Raw genomic sequence first — 26,661 nt, 5'->3', positions numbered from 1 at the left:
GAATTCCATGCAAAGGCGCTTCAACCCGCTTGAGGCCGATGCCCGCTGGCAGGCCGCCTGGGACGCGAAGCAGACGTTCAAGGCGTCGGACAGCAGCGAAAAGCCGCGCAGCTATGTGCTGGAGATGTTTCCCTATCCGTCCGGGCGCATCCATATCGGCCATGTGCGCAACTATTCGATGGGCGACGTGTTGGCGCGTTTCCGCCGCATGACCGGCCATGAAGTGCTGCACCCGATGGGCTGGGACGCCTTCGGCATGCCCGCCGAAAACGCCGCGATGGAAAAGAATGTCCATCCCGGCAAATGGACCTACGAAAATATCGCCAATATGAAGGCGCAGCTCAAGAAATTGGGCTTCGCGCTGGACTGGAGCCGGGAGCTGGCGACCTGCCATCCCGACTATTACGGCCATGAACAGGCGCTGTTCCTGGACATGCTGGAAGCGGGCCTGGTCTATCGCAAGGAATCGGCGGTCAACTGGGACCCGGTCGACATGACCGTGCTGGCCAATGAGCAGGTGATCGACGGCAAGGGCTGGCGCTCCGGCGCGCCGGTCGAAAAGCGCAAGCTGTCCCAATGGTTCCTGAAGATCACCCAGTTCGCCGACGATCTGCTGGCGGGCCTGAAAACGCTCGACCAATGGCCCGACAAGGTCAAGCTGATGCAGGAAAACTGGATCGGCAAGTCGGTCGGCCTGCAATTCCGCTTCAGGCTGGACGCGCCGGTGGGTGAGATCGGCGAACTGGAGGTCTTCTCCACCCGCCCCGACACCATCTTCGGCGCCAGCTTCGCGGCCATCGCCGCCGACCATCCGATTGCGCTGGCGCTGGCGGAAAAGGACGCCGCGCTCGCCGCCTTCGCGGAAGAATGCCGCCAGACCGGCACCGCCGCGGCGGAGATCGAGACGCAGGAGAAGAAGGGCCATGACACCGGCCTGTCGGTGATCCACCCCTTCACCGGGCGGAAGCTGCCGCTGTTCGTCGCGAATTTCGTGCTGATGGACTATGGCACCGGCGCCGTCATGGCGGTTCCCGGCCACGACCAGCGCGACCTCGACTTCGCCCGCAAATATATGCTGCCGGTCGAGCGCGTCGTCGCCGCCGAAGGCGACGAAGCCAAGGGCATCGGCGACGAGGCCTATGTCGGCCCCGGCCGCCTCGTAAATTCCGATTTCCTGAACGGCCTCGGCGTGGAAGAGGCCAAGGCGGAGGTCATCCGCCGCGCCGAGAGCGAGGGTTGGGGCACCGGCACCACCGTGTTCCGCCTGCGCGACTGGGGCGTATCGCGCCAGCGCTATTGGGGCACGCCGATCCCGGTCATCCATTGCGAGGATTGCGGCCCCGTGGGCGTGCCCAAGGACCAGTTGCCCGTGGTCCTGCCCGAAGACGTCAGCTTCGACATTCCCGGCAACCCGCTGGACCGGCATCCGACCTGGAAGCATGTCGACTGTCCCACATGCGGCAAGCCCGCCCGGCGCGAAACCGACACGCTGGACACGTTCGCCGATTCAAGCTGGTATTTCATCCGCTTCGCCAGCCAGCCGAAGGACAAGCCCTTCGACCGGGAAACCGTCGAAAAATGGCTGCCCGTCGGCCAATATATCGGCGGCGTCGAACATGCGATCCTGCACCTGCTCTATGCCCGCTTCTGGACCCGCGCGCTCCAGCATATGGGGCAGATCGGCTTTGCCGAGCCGTTCACCGGCCTCTTCACCCAGGGCATGGTGACGCACGAAACCTACAAGTCGCCCGATGGCGCCTGGCTCGCCCCGCAGGAAGTGGAGCGGCAGGGGGACAGGATCGTCATGGTCGGCACCGGCGCGCCGGTCACGCTCGGCCGCGTCGAGAAAATGTCCAAGTCCAAGAAGAACGTCGTCGATCCGGACGACATCATCGCCCAATATGGCGCGGACGCGGTGCGCTGGTTCATGCTGTCCGACAGCCCGCCGGAACGCGACCTGCCCTGGACGGAGGCGGGCATCGAAGGCTCCTGGCGCTTCATCAACCGCCTGTGGAGGCTGTTCGGGGAAGCCGACAGGACGGCCGAGGGTCAGGACAAGACCCTCGACCGCAAGCTGCACCAGACCATCGACGGCGTGGCGAAGGATATCGAGGCGCTGTCCTTCAACAAGGCGGTGGCGAAGATCTACGAACTCACCAACGCGGTCGAAAAGGCCAGGCCCTCCGCCAGCCGCAGCGCGGCGATCCGCGCGCTGGCGTTGCTGGTCGCGCCCATGACCCCGCATCTCGCCGAAGAGGCCTGGGCGGACATGGGCGAACAGGGCCTGATCGCGGAGGCCGCCTGGCCCGCCGTCGATCCCGGATTGCTGGTCGAGGATGAGGTCACCATCGCCTGCCAGGTGATGGGCAAGCTGCGCGACACCATCACCGTCCCCAAGGGCACGGCGAAGGAGGAACTGGAACGCCTGGCCCTCGCCGCGCCCAATGTCGTGCGGACGCTGGACGGCGCGACCCCGAAAAAGGTGATCGTGGTTCCGGATCGCCTGGTGAACCTGGTAATCTGATTGAAAACCCGTTCGGGCTGAGCCCTTCGTCTGCCTGCCAAGGCAGGCGCTCAGGATAAACTTGCCTTCGGCAAGTCGAAGCCTTGGCCTGAGCGCAGCGAAGGCTTCGACTTCGCTCAGCTTGCCCTTCGACAAGCTCAGGGCGAACGGTTAAGGGTAGCTCTTATGAAGCTCTGGCCATTGCTCTTTGTCACCCTGTCCCTCTCCGCCTGCGGCCTGCGCCCCGTATATAGCGGGGGCAGCCACGGCGCGGTCGCGCAGGCGCTGGGCAATGTCGCGGTGCAGCCGATAGAGGGCAAGGGCGGCTGGCTGGTGCGCAACGCGCTGAACGACCGGCTGGCGGCGATGCGCGGCACCGGCCCCGGCTACCGGCTGGTGGTCAAGCTGGACGATAATATCAGCGGCTTCGGCCTGCGTTCCGACGCCGCCATCACCCGCGAGCGGCGGACCCTGCGCGCCCGCTACCAGTTGATCGACGAAGCCACCGGCGCGCAGATATTGGATGACACCGCCGGATCGGACGTCGGCATCGACGTGGTGTCCAGCGAATATGCGACCATCGCGGCGGAGGATACGGCGCTGGAACGCCTGTCGCAGACCATCGCCGACCAGATCGTCGCCCGGCTCGCCCGGTTCGCGGCGCGGGACAAGGGCCGTTGAAGGCCAATCGCGGCCAGATCGAAAAGGCGCTCGACGCGCCGCCGCCCGACTGCCGCTTTTTCCTGCTCCATGGCCCCGACGAGGCGGGCAGCGCGGCGCTCGCCAAGCGGCTGGAACGCGCCATGGGGCCGGACGCGGAACGGATCGACCTGGACGCCTCGACCCTGCGCGACGATCCAGCACGGCTGGCGGACGAGGCCGCCTCCTTCTCCATGTTCGGGGACAGGCGCTGGATTCGCGTCACCGGCATGGGGGAGGAATCGCTCCCCGCGCTGACCGCGCTGCTGGAGGCGGAGGCGGCGGGCAACCCCGTCATCGCCGTGGCGGGCGCGCTGAAGGGCACGTCGAAGCTGCTCAAGCTCGCGCTCGACCACAAGCAGACCATGGCCTTCGCATCCTACCAGCCCGATGCGCGGGAGGCGGAGCAGATCGCCGTCGCTATCGGGCGGGAAGGGGGGCTGCGCCTTTCGCCCGAACTGGGCCGCCGCATCGCCGACCTTACCAATGGCGACCGCACGCTGATGGCGGGCGAGGTGGAGAAGCTGATCCTCTATCTCGACGCCGCCCCCGACCGGCCCCGCGAAGCGACCGAGGAAGCGCTGGACGCCCTTTCCGCCGACAATACCGACAGCGACGCCGCGCCGCTGGTGAACGCGGTATTGGGCGGCGACCTGCGCGGCATGCACCGCGAACTGGGGCGTCTGGCGGAGGCGGGCACGGCCATGGCGGCGGTGCTGCGCCCCTTGCTGACCCGCGCCATGCTGCTCGCCAACATCCGCGCCGATTTCGATGAGAGCGGCAGGCTGGACGGCGCGGTGGAGGCGGCGGGCAAGGCCGTCTTCTGGAAGGAAAAGGGCATCGTCACCCGCCAGGTCCGCATCTGGGACGCCGCCGGCATCGCCCGCGTCATCCAGCGGCTGGCCCAGGCCGAACGCGCCAGCCGGTCGGGCAGGGGCCTGGGCGACCTGATGGTCCGGCACGAACTGCTCGCCATCGCCCGCCAGGCGGCACGGGAACGGTAACTCTTATTCCACGTGCTCCTGCGCAGGCAGGAACCCAGGTCCACGCTTCATCCAGTAAGGCAAGGCCGGAACTGGGTTCCTGCCTGCGCAGGAACACGACTTCCCAAAGACCTCAAGGCTCACGCCTAACCGCTTGATCGCCGGTCCACCCATCGCCATATTGCCGCGCATGGACAAGCTCAACCTGACCGACGCCGAATGGCGCGAGCGCCTTTCCCCCGAACAATATCATGTCCTGCGGGAAGGCGGCACGGAACGGGCCTTCACCGGCAAATATAACAGCAACAAGGCCGACGGCGTCTATTATTGCGCGGGCTGCGGCGCGGAACTGTTCGACGCCGAGGAAAAATATGACAGCGGATCGGGCTGGCCCAGCTTCACCGCGCCGGTCGACATCGACGCGGTCGACGAAATCCGTGACACCAGCCACGGCATGATCCGCACCGAGGTCCGCTGTTCGAACTGCGACGGGCATCTCGGCCATGTCTTCCCCGACGGGCCGGGGGTCAACGGCCTGCGCTATTGCATGAACAGCGCGTCGCTGGATTTCAAATCCCGCGACGAAGCCGGATGATCGTTCATCGCCGGTAAACCGCCGCCGATCTTCAGAAAGCCTCGACATTTATGCGGCCTGCACGGCTTTTCCACTGGCCGCCTTCCTGATTAGCGCATATCCGGGCGAACCATGGCACGATCGAGCAGCGAACCGCGGGGCAGGGTGAAGAAATGGCTGATAAGGGGCGTGAAAATCGGCCTTGTCGGCTTCTTGAGCGCGGCGATCGCGGTCGTCGTCGCCGTGGTGATCGCCTATCAGTCGCTGCCCGACTATGAATCGCTGAAATCCTCCCCCAACGGCCAGATGATCCGCGTCCATGCGGCGGACGGCAGCGTCATCGTCTCGCTCGGCCCCAGCTTCGGCCGCTGGCTGAGCTATGACCAGATTCCGACGGTCATGGTCGACGCGATGGTCTCGACCGAGGACAAGCGTTACTATCTGCACCCCGGCGTCGACCCCATCGGCATGGCCCGCGCCGCCTGGGTGGCGATGGAACGGCGCGGCAGCGGCCGCCGCTGGCAGGGCGCGTCCACCATCACGCAGCAGGTGACGCGCAACATCTTCCTCAACAACAGCTATAGCTGGGGCCGCAAGGTCCGGGAAATGGTGCTGGCCCTCGCGCTGGAGCGCAAATTCTCCAAGCGGCAGATCCTCGAACTCTATCTCAACAAGGTTTATTTCGGCGGCGGCGCCTATGGCATTGACGCCGCCAGCCGCAAATTTTTCGGCCATCCCGCGACCGCCCTGAACCTGCCAGAAGCCGCCATCGTCGCCGGCCTGGTGAAGGCCCCCTCCAGCTATTCCCCGACCGCCGACGCCGAAGCCGCCATCGGCCGCGCCGGCGTCGTGCTGGACCTGATGCAGGAAAACGGCAAGATCAGCGCGGCCGAACGCGCCGCCGCCAATCTCCAGGACGTGAAGATGGCGCCCGAACCGCCGCAGAACAGCGTGCGATACTTCACCGACTGGGCGCTGCCGCAACTCGACACGCTGATCGACGAACCCAATGAGCCGCTGGAGGTCTACACCACCATCGACCTCAACATGCAGAAGGCGGCGACCGCGGCGATTCAGGCGAACGTGCCCAGCGGTACGCAGGGCGCGCTGGTCTCGCTCGACCGCGACGGCGCGGTGCGGGCGATGGTCGGCGGGCTGGACTATGTGAGCTCCAACTACAATCGCGCCACCACCGCGACGCGCCAGCCGGGCTCGGCCTGGAAGATCTTTGTCTACATGGCGGCGCTGGAGGCGGGCTATACTCCCGACACCGGCGTCACCGACAGCCCGGTCGACATCAACGGGTGGAAGCCGCGCAACAGCAACGGACGCTTCTCCGGCGACATCGATATCCGCACCGCCTTCGCCTATTCGGTCAACACCGTGGCGGCGAAGCTGGGCGTGGAGGTCGGCTTCCCCACCGTCGCCGACATGGCCCGCCGCTTCGGCGTCACCACGCCGATCAACACGCATCCTTCGATGGTGCTGGGCACGTCCGACGTGCGGCTGATCGACATGACCCGCGCCTTCGCTTCCATCGCGCGCAAGGGCGTGGCGGTGACGCCCTATGGCATCACCAAGGTGACGACCGCCGAAGGCCGTGTCCTCTACGAACATCAGGACGACACCAGCCGCGTGCTGGTCGCCCCCTGGGTCGCGGCGGGCATGACCGACCTGATGCAGACCGCCGTCAGCACCGGCACCGGCCGGGCGGCGCAGATCGGCCGGCCCGTCGCGGGCAAGACCGGCACCACCAGCAGCAACAAGGACGGCTGGTTCCTGGGCTTTTCCAGCGGCATCACCACCGGCGTCTGGATGGGCCGCGACGACGCCCGCGCCGTGGGCGTGCTCCAGGGCGGCCGCGCCCCCGCCCGCGCCTTCGCCGACTATATGAAGATCGCCGTCGCCAAGCGCCCGGTCGAACAGTTCGAAACCCAGGTGACGCTGCCCGAATGGCAGTTGGAACCGGACGAGGAGGCCTATTACGGCCAGCCCGACGGCGGAACGGACGGCGGCATGATGGTCGACGAAAACGGCCTGCCGATAGAGCGCGGGCAGCAGCCGGACGAGGACGCACAGCCCGACGATAGCGGCCAGCCAACGCCCAACCCCGCAGACCGCCCCCAGCCGCCGCGCCTGGACCAGCAATGGATCGACAATGTGCTGGGCCGCAACCGGCAACAGCAGCAACCGCAGCACTAGTGACCCGAATCTGAAGTTCGTCCCATTTTTGGGCCAGCGCTGAACGAACTTCAGATTCATCAGGGTCACTAGCAAATATATGATTCTAGTGTGGTTTATGGATTTGAAATACGTTCTCTACCTAGCCGCCATAATGTGGCGTATTTCAAATCCACCACACTAGGCTGTATCGACATTCAGCCTGAAAACCACCCGTCATGAAGCGCGCCTAACCCGCCGCTCTCCCCGCCGTCGCAAGGCGTTTCCGGTCGAGCAGCCCTGTGTCCGGCAACAGGAAGTCCACCTTTCCCCGCCCGAAATCGATGGCCACCCGGTCGAACACCTTGAGCGCGTCAATGCCGAGCAGCAGCGCGGGCTTGTCGTGAAGCCCCAGTTCCGCGAAGGGCTGGGCATCGGCGAACATCACCGGCATCTCCTTCAGCATGACCTGCCCCATGCGCACCCGGTCGATCAGGCCGGCCTGCCCCGACAGCGTCTCCCCCGTCACGCTGGTCAGCGTCACCAGTTCCAGCGCGGGCGCCTTCTTCTTGCGCACCAGCTTGTTCATCAACGCCATGTTGCCGACGCTTATGGAGGTGCCGGTGTCCAGGATGATGCTGACCTGCATGCCGTTCACGTCGGAATCGAGCAGGATCAACTGCCCCTGGCGCCGTCGCGCCTCGACGACGATGACATTGGGGTCACGCCAGCTACGCTTGCTGCTGCTGATCTCCATCCGGCCCGTGCGGAAATTCAGCAGCAGCCGCTTGGCATGCAGGCCGTCCAGTCCCAACAGGCCGGCCGCGCCGATATGCTCCCCCTCCAGCACCGGCGCTTCTATATCGTCCACCACGGTCTTGCCGAAGCCCAGGCGCGGGACGGCGACAGTGTCCACCTCCGCCCGGCCGGTCATGCTGATCACCGTCACCCGCTCCCGCAGGGGCAGGTCGAGCCGTTCGGCCAGGGCGCGGGAAATGACGGTGCGCTGCGATCCGGTGTCGACCACGAAGTTCCACGGCCCCCTGCCGTCGATCTGGATAGGGATGGTGATGCGGGTATCGCCGCTGGGGATGGTGCGGATCACCGCAGGCGGATCATCGGGGTCGAGCGCGGCTCGATCCTGCGCCGCAAGGGGAGAAGTGGCGATCGCGATCGCGATGCCCAGAGCGGCGCGCCAGCGTCCCATCTCCCGTTCCTCCTTATTTTATCCCTGTATAGCATGAGCGCCCCGGTTCCGCCCATCCCATTTCATTCGCGGCAGGACGCATATCGGCAATTTTCAATCCATCCGAATGGCTCAGCGACCTTGACTTGGGCGGGGTCGGATCGCTAAACGCCAGACATTCCATCCCGCCCGTCCGGCGCGGGTTCTCCCGAGTCATTGCCGGGTCAGCCTTCCCCCCTATTTCTCCTCGTCTCTCTCATTCCATCGGACTCCACGCGAATGCACCTTAAGGATCTCAAGAAAAAAGCGCCCGCCGAACTCGTGACCATGGCGGAGGAACTGGGCGTCGAGGGCGCATCGACCCTGCGCAAGCAGGATCTGATGTTCGCGATCCTCAAGGTCGAGGCCGACAATGGCGAGCAGATCATGGGCGAGGGCACGATAGAGGTGCTGCCCGACGGCTTCGGCTTCCTGCGTTCGCCCGAAGCGAATTTCCTCGCCGGTCCCGACGACATCTATGTCTCGCCCAACCAGGTGCGCAAATTCGGCCTGCGCACCGGCGACACGGTGGAGGGCGAAATCCGCGCCCCCAAGGATGGGGAGCGCTATTTCGCCCTGACCAAGCTCATTTCCGTCAATTTCGACGATCCCGAAGTCGTCCGTCACCGCGTCAATTTCGACAATCTGACGCCGCTCTATCCGACGCAGAAGCTGACGCTCGACGCGACCGACCCGACCGTCAAGGACAAGTCGGCCCGCGTCATCGACATCGTCTCGCCGCAGGGCAAGGGCCAGCGCGCGCTGATCGTCGCGCCGCCGCGCACCGGCAAGACCGTGCTGCTCCAGAACATCGCCAAGGCGATCACCGACAACCATCCCGAAGTCTTCCTGATCGTCCTGCTGATCGACGAGCGTCCGGAAGAAGTCACCGACATGCAGCGCAGCGTGAAGGGCGAGGTCGTTTCCTCCACCTTCGACGAACCGGCGCAGCGCCACGTCCAGGTCGCCGAAATGGTGATCGAAAAGGCCAAGCGCCTCGTGGAACACAAGAAAGACGTGGTGATCCTGCTCGACTCGATCACCCGCCTCGGCCGCGCCTACAACACGGTGGTGCCGTCGTCGGGCAAGGTGCTGACCGGCGGCGTCGACGCCAACGCGCTCCAGCGGCCCAAGCGCTTCTTCGGCGCGGCCCGCAACATAGAGGAGGGCGGCTCGCTCTCCATCATCGCCACCGCGCTGATCGACACGGGCAGCCGCATGGACGAGGTCATCTTCGAAGAGTTCAAGGGCACCGGCAACTCGGAAATCGTCCTCGACCGCAAGGTGGCGGACAAGCGCATCTTCCCGGCGCTGGACGTCGGCAAGTCGGGCACCCGCAAGGAAGAATTGCTGGTCGACAAGGCGAAGCTCAGCAAGATGTGGGTGCTGCGCCGCATCCTGATGCAGATGGGCACGGTCGACGCCATGGAATTCCTGCTCGACAAGATGAAGGATTCCAAGACCAACGAGGATTTCTTCGACTCGATGAACCAGTAAGGGGCCGGGCGGTTGTGTTCCTGACGGACGCGGATCGCCTTCGCTTCAAGCGCCGCGAACTTCGGGCCGTCGGACTTCGGTCTGGCGGCTCTTTCATTTTCAGGGGAACTGTCAGGCCGTGATGATCGACCTAATCGCAACCGCCGCAGCGGCGGCTCAGGGGATCGGCTCGCCCGCCGACATCTGGGCGCATATCGTCAATGATTTCAGCAATATCGGCTCGCCCGCCGCGCTGGCTGCGTTCGGCCAGGTGCTGATGATCGACGTGCTGCTCGCCGGGGACAACGCCATCGTCGTCGGCGCGCTGGCGGCGGGGCTTCCGGCGGAGCAGCGCAAGAGGGTCATATTGATCGGCATCATCGCCGCGCTGGTGCTGCGCATCGGCTTCGCGCTGGTGGTGACGCAGTTGATGCAGATCGTCGGCCTGATCCTGGCGGGCGGGCTGCTGCTGCTGTGGGTCGCGTTCAAGATGTGGCGCGAACTGCACCCGAAACGGGGCGGCGACACGCCCGACACCGGCGACGACGACATATCCGGCCTGCGCCCCGCCAAGAGCTTCGCGGGCGCGGCCTGGGCGGTCGCGGTGGCGGACGTTTCGATGAGCCTGGACAATGTGCTGGCGGTGGCCGGCGCGGCCCGCGACCATCCGGGCATCCTGATCATCGGGCTGATCCTGTCTGTCGCGCTGATGGGCATCGCCGCGAACATCATCGCCAAATATATCGAACGCTTCCGCTGGATCGCCTATCTGGGCCTGGCCGTGATCGTCTATGTCGCGGTCAAGATGATCTATGACGGCGTCGTGGATCATCAGGTCGGCATATTGACGCTCTTCGTCTAGAAGCGATTTCCAAGCGAGCGGAACCGGTCGCTGGTCAAGAAATCGCGGAAAACACAGAATCCAGGGCGGCGATCTTATCCGATCGGATCGAAACCCGCCCCAGGGCCCGTCCGGATGCGTTGGAATCGCAGGTTCCTGCGCGGTTCAACCTCGCCAGGACAAATTCCGGAGGGATTGCGCATCGGTGTTCCTGCGCAGGCAGGAACCCAGTGCCGCCCTTGCCAGGATCACCCGTCCGCCGCACCCTTGACGCCGACCGGCAGCCATGGCTGCCTGATCCAGCCGCCCGCCCTGTCGCCCAGCCACCAGCGCAACGGGATGCGCCGCTCGGCTATGCCGGGAAGGCTCCAGACATCCCATCCCTTGATCGGACGGAACGGGTTGCGGCGTCCATAGGCCCAGATCTCCACCCTGGTGGCGGGCGCGCTGGCCGGACTGCGGGCATGGAAGCCGAACGTGTCGGCGATCAGCAGCGTATTGGCGGGCACGGCAAAGACGCTCGGTTGCGGCAGGCCCAGCCCCGTCAGTTCGCTGACGTCGATCCGCAGCGATCCCCGCGCCGAAAGGCGGCAATCGCCGTCCCGCGCGCCCAGGCTGCGTTGCTTTTCCCAGGCCAGCCGCTGCGGCGTCAAGCGGTGCGAGCCCTTCACATAGGCGAAGGGCCCGGTTTCGACGGGCACATCCTCCAGAAACAGCCAGGCCTTCATCGCGGGATAAAAGGTGTCGGCATGAAATGCGAGCTGGGGATCGGGCGCGGCATCGCGACGGCGCGGCAGGATCGACTGGACATAGAGCAGCGGCTCTATGTCGAAACCCGACACATAGCGGGCCAGACCCTGCCAGCGGGGATCGCGGCGAAAATCCTCAAAGGCCGGGATCGCCCGGCGCGCGGCGGGGTCCATCGCGAGGCGGCGGGTGATCGTATCGCCCTGAACCATCTCCCGCGCAGGTCCGCGATAGCTGAAAAGCTGTTCCTGCAAGGCGCTAAAGGTCGCGGCGGGCAGGAAATCCCGGATTTCGACGACACCGTCCCGGTCGAAAATCGCCCGATGTTCCGGATCGACGCCGTCGGCCAGCCGCCTGCGCCGCGCCGCCGCCAGCGCCTGCGCCGCCCGCACCCGCCCCGCATGCAGCCCCAGCGCGTTGAGCCGCGTCGAACCGATCAGCGGATTGTCGACGAAGGATTTGGCGCCGGTGAATAGCTGGGCGAACCAGAGAGGCGCGAGCAGGGGCGCAAGGGCGTTCATCGACGGCGCCTTGCCATTCCGGTCGGCCCCGGTCGAGCGGAATATGCCATTCCCCTTGGAAAACAATGCGTTTCCAGCAATGCGCCATGCTCTGCCATCCAGTTCCCGCCCTGCCCGCCGCCGTCAGGGGATCAGCAGCGTGCTTCCCGTGGTTTGCCGGGCCTCCAGCGCGCGGTGCGCCTCCGCCGCGTCGGCCAGTGGAAATCGTTGGCCGACGACGGTCCTCGCCACGCCCCGCGCCATGCGGTCGAACAGCCTTTCGGCGGTTCGCGCCAACTCTTCGGGAGTGGCGATATAGTCGAACAATGTCGGGCGGGTGACGTAGAGCGACCCGCCCCGGCTGAGTTCCAGCAGGCTGATCGGCGGCACCGCGCCGGAGGCATTGCCGTAGCTGACCATCAGGCCGCGCCGCCTGAGCGAGGCCAGCGACGCGCTCCAGCTATCCTTGCCCACGCCGTCATAGACGACGTCGACGCCGCGGCCCCCGGTGATCTCCCGCACGGCGGAGGCCAGGCTGTCGAAGCCGCCGTGCAGGCTATGTTCGGCGTCCACCTTCGCCGCCTTTTCCGCCGATCCGCAATGGGCGATCACGATCACGCCCTTGTCGCGCAGCCACGGCACCAGCACGGAACCCACGCCGCCGGCGGCGGCATGGACCAGCGCGAACTGCCCGGCCTCCAGGGTGACGATGTCCTCCGCCAGATAGCAGGCGGTCATGCCCTTCAGCATCATGGCCGCCGCATCCTGCGTCGTGACGGCATCCGGAATCCTCACCGCCTGGTCGGCGCGCACCAGACGATGCGTGGCATAGGCGCCCAGCCCGACCGCACAGCCCACCTTGTCGCCCACCGCAAAGCCGGCGACGCCCGGACCCACGGCGGCGACATGGCCGGCGCCCTCGGCGCCCAGCGGCGTCGGCAGCGGCGCGGGATAGAGGCCGCTGCGATAATAGGTGTCGATGAAATTCAGCCCGACGGCATCCTGCGCGATCAGCAATTCGCCTTCACCCGGCAGGCCGGGGTCGAACCCTTCCCGCGCGATCACCTCCGGCCCGCCATGGCTGCGGGCCACCATCCGCCATGCCTGCGTCATGCCGTTGTCCCCGTTCAGAGATGGGCCGCGAAGAAATCCGCGGTCCGGCCGTCGGCAAGCTGCGCCGCCGCCTCATTGCGGCGCGCCCCCATTTCGGCCGCGAAGCCATGGTCCAGCCCCTCATAATCGTGCAGCGTGACATGGCGATTGTCCTTCAGCCCTTCATGCATCCTGCGCTGCACGTCGGGCGGGACAAAGCCGTCGGCGGTGGGGACATGCAGCAGCACCGGCTTGCCGATGGCATGCTGCTCGTTCAGCAGGCCGTCGATGCCGACGCCATAATAGGCCACGAAGGCATCGCCGTCGGTGCGGCAGGCCGACATGAACGCCAGCCGCCCGCCCAGGCAATATCCGACCAGGCCGACCTTGCCGCCTTGCCCCAATTCGGCCCGGGCGGCCTTTATCGTGGCCTCTATGTCGCGAATGCCCTGATCCTGATTGAATTTCTGCATATGGCCGAAGGCCGCCTGAAGCTCCTCGCCTATGTCGGCGTCGAGTTCGACATGCGGCTTTTCGCGCCAGAACAGATCGGGCGCCATGGCCAGATAGCCGGCCGCCGCCCAGCTATCGCATTTGCGGCGGATGCCCTCGTTCACGCCGAAGATTTCCTGGATCACGACGATCGCGGCCTTGGGCGCGCCCTCCGGCCGGGCGACATAGACATCGAAGCGGGCATCGCCCTCCAGCGTGGGGATGGATGTGAATGCTGCCATGGGAAAGTCCTTCTCAAATCGCGTCATGTCCAGGGAACGGCATAATGGCGCTTGCGGGGCCGAGCGCAACCATGCCAGCCGTCAAAAAATTTGCCTTGGTTGCCCTTGTTGCGGCATGAGGCGTTGTAAAGCGAGGGCGCAGCAAAGGGTAGCAGGTTATGAAGGTAAGCGTGGACGTCGACTGCACTCCTGCGGAGGCCCGGGCTTTCCTGGGGCTGCCGGATGTCACCCCCATTCACGACAAATATGTGAAAACGATGCTCGACAGCTTCGACGGCGTCGCCAATGTCGAGCAGATGGAAACGCTGTTCAGGAGTTTTTCTCCCCTGGGCGATGCCGGGATGCGCCTGTTCAAACAGATGATGGACATCGGCCTGGCGGGGATGCCGGGCAAGAATGGCGACAAGAATCCAGGCTGATCCCCTTCGCGACGACGCGCCGTGACGGAGACCATCTTTGCCTTGTCGAGCGGCGCGCCTCCCGCCGGCATCGCCGTCGTGCGGATCAGCGGACCGGCGGCGGGGCAGGCGCTGCTGGCGCTGGCCGGAAGCCTGCCGCCGGCCAGACGCGCGCGACTGTCCTCATTGCGCGATCCGCGTGACGGCGCGTTGCTGGACCGGGCGCTGGTCCTGTGGTTTCCCGGCCCCGACACGGCGACCGGCGAAGACCTGGCGGAACTGCACTGCCATGGCGGGCGCGCCGTCATCGCCGCGGTCGAGCAGGCGCTGGCTTCCCTGGAAGGACTGCGCCGGGCCGAGGCGGGGGAATTCACGCGGCGCGCCTTCGCCAATGGCCGCATGGACCTGAATGCCGTGGAGGGCCTGTCGGACCTGCTGGCGGCCGAGACGCAGCAGCAGCGCCGGGCGGCCCTGCTGATGGCGGAGGGTCATTTTTCGCAAAGGGTGGAGCAATGGCTGCGGACATTGCTGGACCTGTCCGCTATGACCGAGGCGGCGCTCGATTTTTCCGATGAGGATGACGTGCCGGACCACGGCATAGAAACGCGGATCGGGCAGGGCGTTCGCATTTTGGCGGAGGATGTCCGCGCCGTGCTCGCCTCGTCATCGGCGGAGCGGCTGAGGGACGGCGTTCGCGTGGTCCTGGCGGGGCCGCCCAATGCGGGCAAATCGACGCTGCTCAACCGGCTTGTGGGGCGTGATGCGGCCATCGTCTCGGACGTGGCGGGGACCACCCGCGATCGGATCGAGGTGCCCGCCGCGCTGGGCGGCACCGCCTTTCTTTTTACGGACACGGCGGGCCTGCGCGGTGAAACGGACGATGCCATAGAGGCGATCGGCATCGACAGGGCACGCGGTGCGCTGGAGGCAGCGGACATCATCCTCTGGCTCGGCCCGGCGGATGAAGCGCCACGGGAAGATGCGATAGTGATCGCTGCCCAGTGCGATCGCCACGCGAAAGCCGACCGACCCGGCCTGCCCCTTTCCGCCGTGACGGGGGAGGGGATGGATCGTCTCGCCTCCATGCTGCTCGACCGCGCGGCCATGCTCCTGCCGGGAGAAGGCGACTATGCCCTGCACCAGCGGCAGCGCGAAGGCGCGGCCCGGCTGCATGCGCATCTGACTTCCGCGCAGGGTTCGGACGATTTGCTGATCGTCGCCGAAGAGTTGCGGCAGGCTCGCCATGCGATTGACCTGCTGACGGGGCGAGCCGGCACGGAAGACATGCTGGACCGGCTGTTCGCCGGATTCTGCATCGGAAAATAGCGATGTTCCACGTGGAACAGTTTTGACCCGACCGCCTGACTTCTGTTAAGGGGCGCGCATGCGGACAAGCTATGACGTGATCGTGGTCGGCGGCGGCCATGCAGGCTGCGAAGCGGCTGGCGCAGCAGCGCGCAAGGGCGCGGCGGTCGCGCTGTTGACCTTCGAAAGGGCGACGGTCGGCGCCATGTCCTGCAATCCGGCCATTGGCGGGTTGGGCAAGGGCCATCTGGTGCGCGAAGTGGACGCGCTGGACGGCCTGATCGCCCGCGCCGCCGACGCCGCCGCCATCCATTATCGCATGCTGAACAGCAGCAAGGGCGCGGCGGTCCAGGGGCCGCGCGTGCAGGCGGATCGCAAGCGCTATCGCGCCGAGATCCACCGCCTGCTGGATGCCCAATCCGGTCTTGAAATTGTCGAGGGAGAAGCCGTCGGGCTGCTGCTGGCGGAAGGGGCTGTCGCTGGCCTCAGCCTGGCTGATGGCCGCAGGCTTCATGCGCCCTCGGTCGTGCTGGCGACCGGCACGTTCCTAGGCGGCAAGCTGTTCCGCGGCGAGGAGACGCTGACGGGCGGCCGCATCAGCGAGAGGGCCGCGACCGCGCTCGGTGTTCAGCTTCGTGCCCTCGACCTGCCCATGGGCCGGCTCAAGACGGGGACTCCGCCCAGGATCGATGGCCGCACCATCGACTGGGCCGCACTGGAGGCGCAACCTTCGGACGCGGAAGGCTGGACCATGTCAGCCCTGTCGCCCGGTCGCCGATTGCCGCAACTCAGTTGCGCCATCACCCGCACCAATGACCGGACCCATGCCATCATTCGGGAAGGGCTGGGGCGTTCGCCCTTGTTCAGCGGAGCCATTGAGGGCCGCGGGCCGCGCTATTGCCCCTCCATAGAGGATAAGGTGATCCGCTTCGGGGATCGGGACGGACATCAGATATTCCTGGAACCCGAAGGGCTGGACGACCATCTGGTCTATCCCAACGGCATCAGCACTTCGCTTCCGGCCGATGTCCAACTGGCCATGGTCCGATCCATGGCCGGGCTGGAAAAGGCCGACATTCGGGTGCCGGGCTATGCCGTGGAATATGATCATATCGATCCGCGAGCGCTGGACGCGACCCTGGAGGTTCAGGCCATCCCCGGCCTTTTCTGCGCCGGGCAGATCAACGGCACCACAGGCTATGAGGAAGCGGCGGCGCAGGGCCTGCTGGCCGGGATCAACGCCGCCGCCAGGGCGAGGGGGGAAGGGCCGCTCATCCTGGATCGCGCCAGCAGCTATATCGGCGTGATGATCGACGACCTGGTCCTGCAGGGCGTGACCGAGCCCTATCGCATGCTGACGGCGCGGGCCGAATATCGGCTGAGGCTGCGGGCCGACAATGCCGGCACCCGATTGGCGGGGGTCGGCTTCGAGCATGGCGTTCTGGGCGAGGAACGCGCCGCTTATTACGCCAGCCGCCATGACGAGCGGGCAGCGGTCGAGGAGGAATTGAGCCGCACCTTCTCCGCCACGGAAATGGCCAGGTCGGGCGCGCCGGTCCGGCAGGACGGCGCGCGCCGCTCGCTGTTCGAATGGGCGCGTTTTCCGGAAGTCGGGCGTTCGCTGCTATGCGAATTTGCGCCGACATTGTCCCGCATATCGCGCGACCTGCGCGAGGAACTGCTGGAGGATGCGCATTACGCGCCCTATCTGGAACGGCAGGAGGCGGAGATCGCGGAAATGCGCCGCAATGAGCGCGTCGTCATTCCAGCGGATTTCGATTTTGCCGACATTGGGGGGCTGTCGACCGAAATGGTCGAGCGGCTCACTCTGGCGCGTCCCGATACGCTCGCCGCAGCGGGTCGCATTCGCGGCATAACGCCGGCGGCGCTGGCCGCCCTTCTCGTCCATATAAGGCGCCGCGCCGCGTGACGGAGGAAGATGCACGGCTATGGCTGCAAACCCGGTTCGATGTTCCACGTGGAACATGGGACCGGCTGGAGCGCTATGTCGCCGTGATCCTGGATGAGATGGAACGACAAAATCTCATCGCGGAATCCACCCGCCCGCATATCTGGGCGCGGCACATCGTCGATAGCGCCCAGCTGATCCCGCTCGCCGACAATGCGGGGGACGGGAAATGGATCGATCTGGGATCGGGCGCCGGCCTGCCCGGCATCGTGGTCGCGATTCTCACCCAGCGTCCTGTCGAGATGGTGGAATCGCGGCGCAAGCGTATCGACTTCCTGAACGACGTCATCACCGAACTGGGCTTGCCCAATGCAGCGGTCTTCGGCGGACGCGTGGAGAGCGTGCCGGCCGCCGCTGCGGCCGTGATCAGCGCCCGCGCCTATGCCCCATTGCCCAAGTTGCTCGAATCGGCCGAGCATCTGGCCGATGAAAAGACCATCTGGGTGCTGCCAAAAGGACGAAATGCGCAGAATGAACTGGAGGCGGCGACTCGATCATGGCAAGGTGCGTTCCACGTGGAACGCAGCGTGACCGATGCCGACAGCGCCATCATCGTCGCGCAGGCGGTTCGATCCGTCAGGAGGAAGGGCCGAGGATGATCCGTATTGCCATCGCCAATCAAAAGGGCGGCGTCGGAAAAACCACCACTGCCATCAATCTGGCCACGGGGTTGGCCGCCACCGGGCTTCGCGTCCTGCTGGTCGATCTCGATCCCCAGGGCAACGCCTCGACCGGCCTGGGCGTCAACCAGTCCGACCGCGAACAATCCAGCTATGACCTGCTGGTCGGCAATTGCGCGCTGGAAGATGCGATCATCAGCACGCGGGTGCCCAAGCTCGACATCGTCCCTGCGACCCAGGATCTTTCCGGGGCGGAGATCGAACTGATCGAATATGAGGAACGCACCCACCGGCTGGAGCGCGTGCTGGCGGAGGCCCAGCCCGGCCGCTGGGACATTTGCCTGATCGACTGCCCGCCCTCGCTCGGCCTGTTGACGATCAACGCGATGGTTGCGGCGCAATCCTTGCTGGTGCCGCTGCAATGCGAATTTTTCGCGCTGGAGGGGTTGTCGCAACTGCTCCAGACGGTGGAGCGCATTCGCGGCCGCTTCAATCCCGGCCTTTCCATCATGGGCGTGGCGCTCACCATGTATGACCGGCGCAATCGCCTGACCGACCAGGTGGCCGACGATGTGCGGGCTTGCCTGGGCGATCTGGTCTTTTCCACGGTCATTCCGCGCAATGTGCGCCTGTCCGAAGCGCCCAGCCATGGCGTGCCGGCCCTTATCTACGATTTCCGCTGCTCGGGATCGGAAGCCTATATGCGTCTGGCGCGTGAACTGATCGCGCGCCTGCCCCGGCAGGAGGTTGCTGCTTGAATAACGAAAACGTCATGAAATCGGCCAAGCGCCCCCATGGCCTTGGCCGGGGCCTGTCGGCGCTGCTCGGCGATGTGGCGCGGGAGGAGCCGGTCGCGCCCACCGCCGCCGCCCCGCCGTCCACCAAGGCGATCCAGAGCATCGAAGTCGCGCTGATCCAGCCTCATCCCGAACAGCCCCGCCGCCACTTCGACGAGGGCGCGTTGCAGGAACTGGCCGACAGCATCGGCAAGCGCGGAGTGATCCAGCCGATCATCGTCCGTCCCCATGGCGGCGGGTTCCAGATCGTCGCGGGAGAACGCCGGTGGCGGGCGGCGCAGCGCGCGCAGCTTCACCGCATCCCCGCCATCGTCAGGGATTTCGACGAGGCGGAAACGCTGGAAATCGCGCTGATCGAGAATATCCAGCGCGAAGACCTCAATCCGATCGAGGAGGCGGAGGCCTATCGCAAGCTGATCGCGGAGTTCCAGCACAGCCAGGAGGCGCTGGCCCGGCTGGTCGGCAAGTCGCGCAGCCATGTGGCGAACCTGATGCGCCTTCTCGATCTTCCCGCGCCCGTTCAACGGCAGGTGATCGAACAAAAGCTCAGCATGGGCCATGCCCGCGCCCTCATCGGCGCGCCGGATTGCGAAAATCTCGCCCGAACCGTCGAAGCCAAGGGCCTGTCGGTGCGCGATACGGAACAACTCGTCCGCCGCGCCAAGAAGGGCGATGGCGCCCCCGGCCGCAAGCGCCCCGCCGCCGCCAGGGACGATGATCCCGACATCGCCGCGCTGGAACAGCATCTGGCCGACATATTGGGCGTGAAGGTCGACATCGACTATGCGCAGGGCGGCAACGGCACCCTGTCTTTGCATTATTCCACGCTGGACCAACTCGATATGCTGTGCCAGCGCCTTTCCGGGGAACGCATCTGAACCGACAGGCCCAGGCATTTTCGACTTCACGTACGGAAATGCTTTCGAGCCGGGGCGAAATCGACCGGCGCCTGGAAAATAGGAAAAACAAAAAGAAGATAGGAACATGATCCGCTTCAATCGAGGCGGATCATGCTCTAGCCTGCGCAGATGGCAGACAATTCCTCCTCTCTCACCATGCCCCACATCGTCCGCCGCCAGGATTATCGGCCGCCCGACTGGCTGGTTCCCGACATCGTGCTGGATTTCGCCCTCGACGCCGCCGCCACCCGCGTCCATGCGACATTATCGGTCACGCGCAACGGCGACCATGACCGGCCGTTGAGGCTGGACGGCGACGGCCTCCTGCCGCTTGAGATCAGGGTCGACGGCGCGGTTCTCGCGGCCGACCAATGGTCGCTGGACGGCGGAACGCTGACGATCGCGCTTTCAAACTCCGCGCATATGGTTGAAACGTTCGTGGAAATCGCGCCCCAGGGGAACAGTAAGCTGATGGGGCTTTATGCCAGCGGCGGCCTGCTCTGCACCCAATGCGAGGCGGAGGGTTTCCGGCGGATCACCTTCTTCCCCGACCGGCCCGATGTGCTGTCGCGCTATTCCGTGCGCATGACGGCGGACAAGGCGCTCTATCCGGTGCTGCTCGCCAATGGCGATCCTGTCGAGCAAGGAGACCTGCCCGACGGGCGGCATTGGGCGCGCTGGAACGATCCCTTTCCCAAGCCCTGCTACCTGTTCGCGCTTGTCGCGGGCGACCTGGCCTGCAACGCCGACCGCTTCGTCACGATGAGCGGGCGCGAAGTGCAACTGGGCATATGGGTGAGGGAAGCCGACCTGCCCCGCACCGCCCACGCCATGCAGGCGCTCAAGAACAGCATGGCCTGGGACGAGCGGGTCTATGGCCGGGAATATGATCTGGACGTGTTCAACATCGTCGCCGTCGCCGACTTCAACTTCGGCGCGATGGAGAATAAGGGCCTCAACATCTTCAATTCGCGCTACATATTGGCGGACCCGGAAACCGCGACCGACATCGACTATGACGGCGTCGAAGGCGTGGTGGCGCATGAATATTTCCACAACTGGTCAGGCAACCGCGTCACCTGCCGGGACTGGTTCCAGCTCAGCCTGAAGGAAGGCTTCACCGTCTTCCGCGACCAGAATTTCTCCGCCGACATGGGATCGCACGCCGTCAAGCGGATCGAGGACGTCCGCATCCTGCGCGCCGCCCAGTTCCAGGAGGACAGCGGCCCGCTCGCCCATCCTGTTCGGCCCGAATCCTATATGGAAATCAGCAACTTCTACACCGCCACCATCTATAACAAGGGCGCGGAGCTGATCCGGATGATGGCCCTGATGCTCGGCCCGGAACGTTTCCGCGCCGGGACCGACCTCTATTTCGACCTGCATGACGGGGAGGCCGCCACCTGCGAGGATTTCGTCCGCGCCATGGAAGACGGAGGCGAGATCGACCTCGCCCAGTTCCGCCTCTGGTATGAGCAGGCGGGCACCCCCCATGTCCGGGCGCTGCTGAGCCACGATCCCGCTACCCAGAGCGTGACCCTGCTGCTGGAACAGTCGGTCCCGCCGACCCCCGGCCAGCCGGAAAAGCGGCCCATGGCCATCCCGCTGCGCACCGCCCTGTTCGACCCCGAAACTGGCCAGCATCGCGGCGACGAACTGCTGATGCTGACGGAGGCGCGCCAAAGCGTCACCTTCGCGGGCTGGCCGACCGCGCCGATCCTGTCGATCAACCGCGGCTTTTCCGCGCCGGTGATCGTCGAAACCAACCGCAGCCAGACGGATCTCTCCTTCCTGTCCGCCCATGACGACGATCCCTTCGCCCGTTATGAGGCGATGCAGCAACTCATGGTCAATGTGCTGGTCGGCCGCATCGGCGGGCAGGCGGTCGATGAGGATGCGGTGGTCGCCGCCATCCGTAACACGGTCACCAATCCGCTGCTCGACCCGGCCTTCATCGCCGAAGCGATCCGTCTGCCGAGCGAAGCCTATCTGGGCGACCAGATGGCGGTGGTCGATCCCGACGCGATCCACGCCGCCCGCGACGCGCTGCAACGACGGATCGGCGCGGAACTGGAGCCGCTGTGGCGCGACATCCACGGCAAGACGAAGGCCAACGCCTTCGCCCTGTCGCCCGCCGCCAAGGGCGCGCGCAAGCTGCGCAACACCGCCTTGCTCTATCTCGCCGCGTCAGGCGCCGCCGATGGCGCGACCGTCGCCTTCGGCCAGTTCAGCGAAGCGGACAATATGACCGAGCGTCAGGCCGCGCTCGCGACCCTGGCCAACGGCGCCAGCGCGGAGCGGGAGGCGGCGCTCGACATCTTCTACAACCGCTATCGCGACGACGCGCTGACGCTGGACAAATGGTTCCAGACCCAGGCCTTCGCCTTCCACCCCGACACGGTCGACCTGGTCGAGGAACTGGGCAGGCACAAGGATTTCACCCTGGCCAATCCCAACCGGGTGAGGGCGCTTTATGGCGCCTTCGCGGGCAACCAATGGGCCTTCCACCACAAGTCCGGCAAGGGCTATCGGCTGGTGGCCGACTGCATCGTCGCGCTCGACAAGCTCAACCCCCAGACCGCCGCCCGGCTGGTGCCGCCGCTGGGACGCTGGAGACGCTTTGATGAAGCCCGCGCCGCGATGATGCGGGCGGAGTTGCAGCGCATCCTGCTTGAACCGGGCCTGTCGAAGGACGTGACGGAGCAGGTCAGCAAGAGCCTGGAGTGACTTCTACCGTGCTCCTGCGAAGGCAGGAGCCTAGGCCCGCCGTCTGAACTGGGCTCCTGCCTTCGCAGGAGCACGGCAGGGTTATTACCGCCCCGAAGACGCCAGCCATGCCGCGACATCCGCCGCCACCTTGTTCGCGGCGGCATTCAGCGGCGCGCCGACGCTGTTGGCGTCGATCTTCCCGCCAATCGGCGCGCTGGCGGTAAAGCGCTGCTTGGCGATCGCCGTGCCGCCCGGCCCGGCGAGCATCGCGTCATAGGTCACGACCGCGCTGTTGCTCGCTTCATCCACGCCGAAATCGACCAGTTCGCCCATCAGCCGCTGCCCGGCGTCGGCCGAATATTGCCCCGGATCCAGCACGATGCGGTTGCTGGTGGCGGCGATGGTCTCCGCCAGCAGCTTCTGGAAAAGGTGGCGCGGCGTGTCGGCCCATTGCACCTTCGTCACATAGGCGACCGAGGTGGGCGATGTGATCACCGGCACCCGAACCGTGTCCAGCATCTTGGGCGCTTCGGGATCGGCCACGGTGATGGAGGCGCCGGAGGAGGCGCTGCGCAACGTGCCCGGCGCGACCTTCTGCGCGGCGTTCAACGACAGGAGACGCTCCGGCGGCTTGCCGCCGAAGGACACGCAGCCCGCCAGCATCATCGCGCCGACGGCCGCCAGACCCAGTTTCCCGTGAAACATCATCATGTCCCTCTTATCGCTTGTAATCGGGCAGCTTGGGCGATCCGACGATGGACCCCGCGCCCTGCTGGTCGAGTTTTTCCGCCACGCCCCGGAAGGATCGCGACATTTCGCGCAGGTCGCGGACCAGCTGGTTGACCTCCGGCATGGTCTGGTTGCTGAAGGCGCGAACGCCCGGCTGCGCCTCCGCAATGGTCTTGTCGAGCGTGTCGATGCTGCGCGTCGCCGACTGGATGCTCTTGCGCAGGTCGGCCAGCAGCGGGCGGCCCTCATCATTCACCATGGCGTCGGTGGAGGCGGCCAGCTTGCCGATCTGCTCGGCGGCGATGCCGGTGCGCTGCACGGCGATGCGCGCTTCAGCCAGCGTCGCGGCGATTTCCGGGCTGCGGTCGGCCAGCGAGCCGGAAATCCGCTCCACATTGGCCAATATGCCCGCAATCGACTGCTGATTCTTGTCGTTCAGCAATTCGGTGAGCCGCTCGGTCAGCGTCGACAGCCGCTCCAGCAGTTGCGGCGCGTTGTTCAGCAATTCGCCCAGCGCCCCCGGCTTGGTCGGGATCACCGGCACGCCGTCGGGGCAGGAGGCGAGGGGGTTTTCCGCCGGGCAGACGATCGGCGGCGCGCCCTTGACCGCGCCGTCCAGCACGATTTCCGACACGCCGGTAAAGCCCACCCCGGCAATGGTCGCCGTGGTCCCCTGCAGGACGGGCGTGCCCTCCTTCACCGAAATGCGCACCTTCACGAAGCTGGGATCGCGCTTCCAAAGCTCGATCTTCTCCACCTGGCCGGAAGGGACGCCGGAATAGTTGACGCTGGACCCCTTGGCCAGGCCGTTGACCGACTGTTTGAAGAAGATGTCATATTCCATATTGTCGCCCTGGGAGAGGCGCGAGAACCAGAAAGCCGCGATCATGATCGCCGCCAGCAAAAGCAGCGTGACCGTGCCCACCAGCACATGGTTGGAGCGGGTTTCCATAGTCTATCGCCTCTTGTCCTTCTCGCGGGCCACCGCCGCCGTGGCGGCGCGCCCGCGCGGGCCGTTGAAATATTCCTGAATCCAGGGATGGTCGGTCGCCAGCAGCTCGTCGATGGTGCCGACCGCCGTCACCTTCCTGTCCGCCAGCACCGCCACCCGGTCGCAGATCGAATAGAGCGTGTCGAGATCATGGGTGATGAGGAAGACGGTCAGCCCCAGCGTCTGCTGCAACCGCCGCGTCTGATCGTCGAAGGCGGCCGCGCCGATAGGGTCCAGCCCCGCCGTCGGCTCATCCAGGAACAGCAGGTCCGGGTCGAGCGCCAGCGCCCGCGCCAGCCCGGCGCGCTTCTTCATGCCGCCCGAAAGTTCGGCGGGATATTTCGGCCCGGCCTCGGCGGGCAGGCCGGTCAGGCGGATCTTGTAGGCGGCGATCTCGTCGCGCAGCTTCGGGCCGATATTGGGATAATATTCGCGGATCGGCACTTCGACATTCTCCGCCACCGTCAGCGTCGAAAACAGCGCGCCGCCCTGGAACAGCACGCCCCACCGCTTGCGGATCGCCAGCGCCTCATCGTCCAGCCGGCCGATCATCGATTCCCCGAAGACGTGGATTTCGCCCTCGTCCGGCGTCTGGAGGCCGATGATGGAGCGCATCAGCACCGACTTGCCGGTGCCCGATCCGCCGACCACGCCCAATATCTCGCCCTTGCGCACGTCCAGGTTCAGCCCCTCATGCACCACCTGATCGCCGAAGCTGTTGCGCAGGTTGCGGACCGATATGGCGATGCCGTCATGCTCGACCGCCTCCTCGATCCGCGCTTCCTCGGCGCTGATTTCTTCCTCCTGCGCCATCAGTTCCAGCCCACCCAGGTGAAGAAGACGGCGAAAAAGGCGTCGATCACGATCACGAGGAAGATCGCCTGCACCACTGCCGCCGTGGTGCGCAGGCCGACTTCTTCGGCATTGGCCTTGACCTGCATGCCCTGGAAGCAACCCGCCAGCGCAATGATGACGCCAAAGACCGGGGCCTTGATCAGGCCCACCCACAGATCATGGATCGGCACCACTTCCCGCAACCGCTGGACGAAGGTGATCGGCGGAATGTCGAGCGAAACCGCGCAGAGGAACCCACCGCCGATGATCGCGACGATGGAGGAATAAAAGCCCAGCAGCGGCATCATCACCACGACCGCCAGCGTGCGCGGCAGAACCAGCGCCTCCATCGGCGACACGCCGATGGTGCGCATGGCGTCGACCTCCTCGGTCAGCTTCATCGTGCCCAGTTGCGCGGCGAAGGCGGAGCCGGAGCGGCCCGCGACCATGATCGCGGTCATCAGCACGCCCAGTTCCCGGAAGGTGAGGCGGCCGACCAGGTTGATGGTCAGCATCTCCATGCCGAACTGGCGAAGCTGCACCGAACCCTGCTGCGCGATGACGATGCCGATCAGGAAGCTCATCAGGCCGATAATGCCCAGCGCGGACACGCCCACCACTTCGAAACGCTGCACCACCGCATTGATGCGGAAGCGGCCCGGATGGCGAATGACGTTCCATGTCGCGACCAGCGTGCCGCCGAAGAAACCCAGCAGCCCCAGCAGGGTCGTGCCCGAATTGATCACCGCTTCGCCGATCTGCCCGACCACCCGCTGCCAGGGCGGTTCATGGTCGGGACGGATGTTTACCGGCTCGTCCACGCTGCCGACCGTCGCGATCAGCCGCTCCGCGTCGCACTTGTCGCCCGTGATCCCGCAGTCGAGCCGCTTGATCGCGCGGTGCAGCACCCAGGCGCCGATCGTGTCCATATGGCCCACGTCCGACAGGTCGATGGTGTCGACCGGACCCTCTATCGCGTCCAGCCGGTCGGGCAGGTCATGCAGGCAGGCGATGGACAGATTGCCCGAAAGCCGAATGACCGTCTTGCCCTCGCGGACTTCCTGAGCAAGATCAGCGGCTTTGTTCATCAAGGCGGAGATGTGGTCCATTATCGGTTGCACGGCAAGCCGAAACGGCCCATCCGCACGATCAAACGAAGGGGTGACCCAAAAAGTTTCGGACATGGCATGACGCACAGACTCGCAATCTACGACATGGACCGCACGGTGACGTTCACTGGCACCTATACCGGCTTTCTGATCCACGTCGCGAAGGGCATGGCGCCCTGGCGTCTGGCGCTGTTTCCGGGCGTGATCCTGCTGATGCTGGCCTATGTGCTGAAGCTGATCAGCCGTCAGCGGCTGAAGGAACTGAACCAGGCGCTGATGATCGGCTTCAACGTGGAACGCGCCCGGCTGATGCCCCATGTGGAAAGCTATGCGGCGAAGGTGGTGGCGGGCAATGTCCGCTCCGGCGCGCTGGCGCAGATCGCGCAGGACAGGGCGAACGGCTACCGGCTGGTGCTCGCCACCGCCTCCTACCGCCTCTATGTCGAACCCATCGCCCGGCGGCTGGGTTTCGACGCGGTGATCGCGACCGATCATCTCTCGCAGGATCTGCGCTATGTCCGCGCCAGGATCGCGGGGGAAAATTGCTACGACACCGGCAAGCTGCGCATGATCAAGGCATGGATGGCCGCCGAAGCCATCGACCGGACGCAGGCGCATATCCGCGCCTATTCCGACCATGTGTCGGACGCGCCGATGCTGGAGTTCGCGGACATCCCCTTCGCCTCCAACCCGCACAAGCCGCTGGCCAGGCTGGCGGCGAAAAGAGGGTGGGCGCGGGTGGATTGGGCGTAGCGGAGCGGCGAGCA

23 protein-coding genes are annotated in these 26,661 nt (G+C 65.7%); 15 read left to right on the top strand and 8 right to left on the bottom strand.

Annotated features, from left to right (window positions below):
• Positions 1–7 precede the first annotated feature (7 nt).
• From leuS to L286_RS42570, 5 genes are all read left to right on the top strand, one after another.
• Positions 8–2,524, top strand: coding sequence for a leucine--tRNA ligase (gene leuS / locus L286_RS42590; protein WP_020817437.1), 2,517 nt, complete (start codon positions 8–10; stop codon positions 2,522–2,524).
• A 165-nt stretch (positions 2,525–2,689) separates the two neighbouring features.
• Complete coding sequence (gene lptE, locus L286_RS42585; protein WP_020817438.1) at positions 2,690–3,184, top strand: LPS assembly lipoprotein LptE; 495 nt, start codon at positions 2,690–2,692, stop codon at positions 3,182–3,184.
• Positions 3,181–4,206 carry a DNA polymerase III subunit delta gene (gene holA, locus L286_RS42580; RefSeq protein ID WP_020817439.1) on the top strand — a complete coding sequence of 342 codons (1,026 nt, stop codon included), beginning with the start codon at positions 3,181–3,183 and terminating at the stop codon, positions 4,204–4,206. The genes lptE and holA overlap by 4 nt, the downstream gene beginning before the upstream one ends.
• 169 nt (positions 4,207–4,375) lie before the next feature.
• The gene (gene msrB / locus L286_RS42575) at positions 4,376–4,780 is read left to right on the top strand and encodes a peptide-methionine (R)-S-oxide reductase MsrB (RefSeq protein WP_025160612.1); all 405 of its coding nucleotides are present in this window, start codon (positions 4,376–4,378) and stop codon (positions 4,778–4,780) included.
• Between the two features lie 111 nt (positions 4,781–4,891).
• Positions 4,892–6,961 carry a transglycosylase domain-containing protein gene (locus L286_RS42570; RefSeq protein WP_025160611.1) on the top strand — a complete coding sequence of 690 codons (2,070 nt, stop codon included), beginning with the start codon at positions 4,892–4,894 and terminating at the stop codon, positions 6,959–6,961.
• A 208-nt stretch (positions 6,962–7,169) separates the two neighbouring features.
• Here L286_RS42570 and L286_RS42565 read toward each other — a convergent pair whose 3' ends face one another.
• Entirely contained in the window at positions 7,170–8,126 is a 957-nt protein-coding gene (locus L286_RS42565; RefSeq protein ID WP_013038714.1) for an aspartyl protease family protein, read from the bottom strand.
• A 258-nt stretch (positions 8,127–8,384) separates the two neighbouring features.
• Here L286_RS42565 and rho point away from each other — a divergent pair, with 258 nt between their 5' ends.
• Positions 8,385–9,641, top strand: coding sequence for a transcription termination factor Rho (gene rho, locus L286_RS42560; protein WP_007689303.1), 1,257 nt, complete (start codon positions 8,385–8,387; stop codon positions 9,639–9,641).
• 121 nt (positions 9,642–9,762) lie between these two features.
• On the top strand, positions 9,763–10,482 hold the full coding sequence (locus L286_RS42555) for a YjbE family putative metal transport protein (protein ID WP_007689305.1): 720 nt from the start codon (positions 9,763–9,765) through the stop codon (positions 10,480–10,482).
• 227 nt (positions 10,483–10,709) lie between these two features.
• Here L286_RS42555 and L286_RS42550 read toward each other — a convergent pair whose 3' ends face one another.
• From L286_RS42550 to L286_RS42540, 3 genes are all read right to left on the bottom strand, one after another.
• On the bottom strand, positions 10,710–11,729 hold the full coding sequence (locus L286_RS42550) for a phytanoyl-CoA dioxygenase family protein (protein WP_025160610.1): 1,020 nt from the start codon (positions 11,727–11,729) through the stop codon (positions 10,710–10,712).
• 123 nt (positions 11,730–11,852) lie between these two features.
• A complete protein-coding gene (locus L286_RS42545; protein WP_021223906.1) occupies positions 11,853–12,821 on the bottom strand; it encodes a quinone oxidoreductase family protein in 969 nt (322 codons plus the stop codon).
• Positions 12,822–12,835: 14 nt separating this feature from the next.
• A complete protein-coding gene (locus L286_RS42540; RefSeq protein WP_031293531.1) occupies positions 12,836–13,534 on the bottom strand; it encodes a dienelactone hydrolase family protein in 699 nt (232 codons plus the stop codon).
• A 158-nt stretch (positions 13,535–13,692) separates the two neighbouring features.
• On the opposite strand from L286_RS42540, the gene L286_RS42535 reads away from it, so the two are divergent.
• From L286_RS42535 to pepN, 7 genes are all read left to right on the top strand, one after another.
• Complete coding sequence (locus tag L286_RS42535; protein WP_007689313.1) at positions 13,693–13,953, top strand: DUF6489 family protein; 261 nt, start codon at positions 13,693–13,695, stop codon at positions 13,951–13,953.
• A 21-nt stretch (positions 13,954–13,974) separates the two neighbouring features.
• Positions 13,975–15,258: a tRNA uridine-5-carboxymethylaminomethyl(34) synthesis GTPase MnmE gene (gene mnmE, locus L286_RS42530; protein WP_020817443.1), complete on the top strand. Its 1,284-nt coding sequence runs from the start codon at positions 13,975–13,977 to the stop codon at positions 15,256–15,258.
• A 58-nt stretch (positions 15,259–15,316) separates the two neighbouring features.
• Positions 15,317–17,167, top strand: a complete 1,851-nt coding sequence (gene mnmG / locus L286_RS42525; RefSeq protein ID WP_020817444.1) for a tRNA uridine-5-carboxymethylaminomethyl(34) synthesis enzyme MnmG — start codon at positions 15,317–15,319, stop codon at positions 17,165–17,167.
• Positions 17,164–17,805 carry a 16S rRNA (guanine(527)-N(7))-methyltransferase RsmG gene (gene rsmG / locus L286_RS42520; protein WP_020817445.1) on the top strand — a complete coding sequence of 214 codons (642 nt, stop codon included), beginning with the start codon at positions 17,164–17,166 and terminating at the stop codon, positions 17,803–17,805. The genes mnmG and rsmG overlap by 4 nt, the downstream gene beginning before the upstream one ends.
• Positions 17,802–18,584 (top strand): ParA family protein, encoded by a 783-nt coding sequence (locus L286_RS42515; protein ID WP_007689321.1) that lies wholly within the window; start codon positions 17,802–17,804, stop codon positions 18,582–18,584. Before rsmG ends, L286_RS42515 begins: the two co-directional genes overlap by 4 nt.
• Before the next feature lie 14 nt (positions 18,585–18,598).
• Positions 18,599–19,501 (top strand): ParB/RepB/Spo0J family partition protein, encoded by a 903-nt coding sequence (locus L286_RS42510; RefSeq protein WP_115288574.1) that lies wholly within the window; start codon positions 18,599–18,601, stop codon positions 19,499–19,501.
• 150 nt (positions 19,502–19,651) lie between these two features.
• On the top strand, positions 19,652–22,249 hold the full coding sequence (gene pepN / locus L286_RS42505) for an aminopeptidase N (protein WP_020817446.1): 2,598 nt from the start codon (positions 19,652–19,654) through the stop codon (positions 22,247–22,249).
• 84 nt (positions 22,250–22,333) lie between these two features.
• On the opposite strand, the gene L286_RS42500 is transcribed toward pepN, so the two are convergent.
• The 4 genes from L286_RS42500 to L286_RS42485 are packed head-to-tail and all read right to left on the bottom strand — an operon-like array spanning position 22,334 to position 25,873.
• On the bottom strand, positions 22,334–22,942 hold the full coding sequence (locus L286_RS42500; protein ID WP_020817447.1) for an ABC-type transport auxiliary lipoprotein family protein: 609 nt from the start codon (positions 22,940–22,942) through the stop codon (positions 22,334–22,336).
• A 7-nt stretch (positions 22,943–22,949) separates the two neighbouring features.
• Complete coding sequence (locus L286_RS42495) at positions 22,950–23,912, bottom strand: MlaD family protein (RefSeq protein ID WP_007689329.1); 963 nt, start codon at positions 23,910–23,912, stop codon at positions 22,950–22,952.
• Between the two features lie 3 nt (positions 23,913–23,915).
• Positions 23,916–24,764 (bottom strand): ABC transporter ATP-binding protein, encoded by an 849-nt coding sequence (locus L286_RS42490; RefSeq protein ID WP_020817448.1) that lies wholly within the window; start codon positions 24,762–24,764, stop codon positions 23,916–23,918.
• The gene (locus L286_RS42485; RefSeq protein WP_025160608.1) at positions 24,764–25,873 is read right to left on the bottom strand and encodes an MlaE family lipid ABC transporter permease subunit; all 1,110 of its coding nucleotides are present in this window, start codon (positions 25,871–25,873) and stop codon (positions 24,764–24,766) included. Before L286_RS42485 ends, L286_RS42490 begins: the two co-directional genes overlap by 1 nt.
• A 99-nt stretch (positions 25,874–25,972) precedes the next feature.
• Between L286_RS42485 and L286_RS42480 the strand changes: the two genes are divergently transcribed.
• Positions 25,973–26,647 (top strand): HAD family hydrolase, encoded by a 675-nt coding sequence (locus L286_RS42480; RefSeq protein ID WP_025160607.1) that lies wholly within the window; start codon positions 25,973–25,975, stop codon positions 26,645–26,647.
• The last annotated feature ends 14 nt before the right edge of the window (positions 26,648–26,661 follow it).

This window comes from Sphingobium sp. HDIP04 (genome assembly GCF_000445085.1).
Taxonomy (GTDB): Bacteria; Pseudomonadota; Alphaproteobacteria; order Sphingomonadales; family Sphingomonadaceae; genus Sphingobium; species Sphingobium indicum.
Note: the sequence above shows the minus strand (reverse complement) of the source record. Positions and strands in the feature narration are given on the sequence as shown.

Coding starts and splice junctions, on each gene's coding strand:
- leuS (WP_020817437.1), top strand. CDS start 8: ATGCAAAGGCGCTTCAACCCGCTTGAGGCCGATGCCCGCTGGCAGGCC.
- lptE (WP_020817438.1), top strand. CDS start 2,690: ATGAAGCTCTGGCCATTGCTCTTTGTCACCCTGTCCCTCTCCGCCTGC.
- msrB (WP_025160612.1), top strand. CDS start 4,376: ATGGACAAGCTCAACCTGACCGACGCCGAATGGCGCGAGCGCCTTTCC.
- L286_RS42570 (WP_025160611.1), top strand. CDS start 4,892: ATGGCACGATCGAGCAGCGAACCGCGGGGCAGGGTGAAGAAATGGCTG.
- L286_RS42565 (WP_013038714.1), bottom strand. CDS start 8,126: ATGGGACGCTGGCGCGCCGCTCTGGGCATCGCGATCGCGATCGCCACT.
- rho (WP_007689303.1), top strand. CDS start 8,385: ATGCACCTTAAGGATCTCAAGAAAAAAGCGCCCGCCGAACTCGTGACC.
- L286_RS42555 (WP_007689305.1), top strand. CDS start 9,763: ATGATCGACCTAATCGCAACCGCCGCAGCGGCGGCTCAGGGGATCGGC.
- L286_RS42550 (WP_025160610.1), bottom strand. CDS start 11,729: ATGAACGCCCTTGCGCCCCTGCTCGCGCCTCTCTGGTTCGCCCAGCTA.
- L286_RS42545 (WP_021223906.1), bottom strand. CDS start 12,821: ATGACGCAGGCATGGCGGATGGTGGCCCGCAGCCATGGCGGGCCGGAG.
- L286_RS42540 (WP_031293531.1), bottom strand. CDS start 13,534: ATGGCAGCATTCACATCCATCCCCACGCTGGAGGGCGATGCCCGCTTC.
- L286_RS42535 (WP_007689313.1), top strand. CDS start 13,693: ATGAAGGTAAGCGTGGACGTCGACTGCACTCCTGCGGAGGCCCGGGCT.
- mnmG (WP_020817444.1), top strand. CDS start 15,317: ATGCGGACAAGCTATGACGTGATCGTGGTCGGCGGCGGCCATGCAGGC.
- L286_RS42515 (WP_007689321.1), top strand. CDS start 17,802: ATGATCCGTATTGCCATCGCCAATCAAAAGGGCGGCGTCGGAAAAACC.
- L286_RS42510 (WP_115288574.1), top strand. CDS start 18,599: ATGAAATCGGCCAAGCGCCCCCATGGCCTTGGCCGGGGCCTGTCGGCG.
- pepN (WP_020817446.1), top strand. CDS start 19,652: ATGGCAGACAATTCCTCCTCTCTCACCATGCCCCACATCGTCCGCCGC.
- L286_RS42500 (WP_020817447.1), bottom strand. CDS start 22,942: ATGATGATGTTTCACGGGAAACTGGGTCTGGCGGCCGTCGGCGCGATG.
- L286_RS42495 (WP_007689329.1), bottom strand. CDS start 23,912: ATGGAAACCCGCTCCAACCATGTGCTGGTGGGCACGGTCACGCTGCTT.
- L286_RS42490 (WP_020817448.1), bottom strand. CDS start 24,764: ATGGCGCAGGAGGAAGAAATCAGCGCCGAGGAAGCGCGGATCGAGGAG.
- L286_RS42485 (WP_025160608.1), bottom strand. CDS start 25,873: ATGAACAAAGCCGCTGATCTTGCTCAGGAAGTCCGCGAGGGCAAGACG.
- L286_RS42480 (WP_025160607.1), top strand. CDS start 25,973: ATGACGCACAGACTCGCAATCTACGACATGGACCGCACGGTGACGTTC.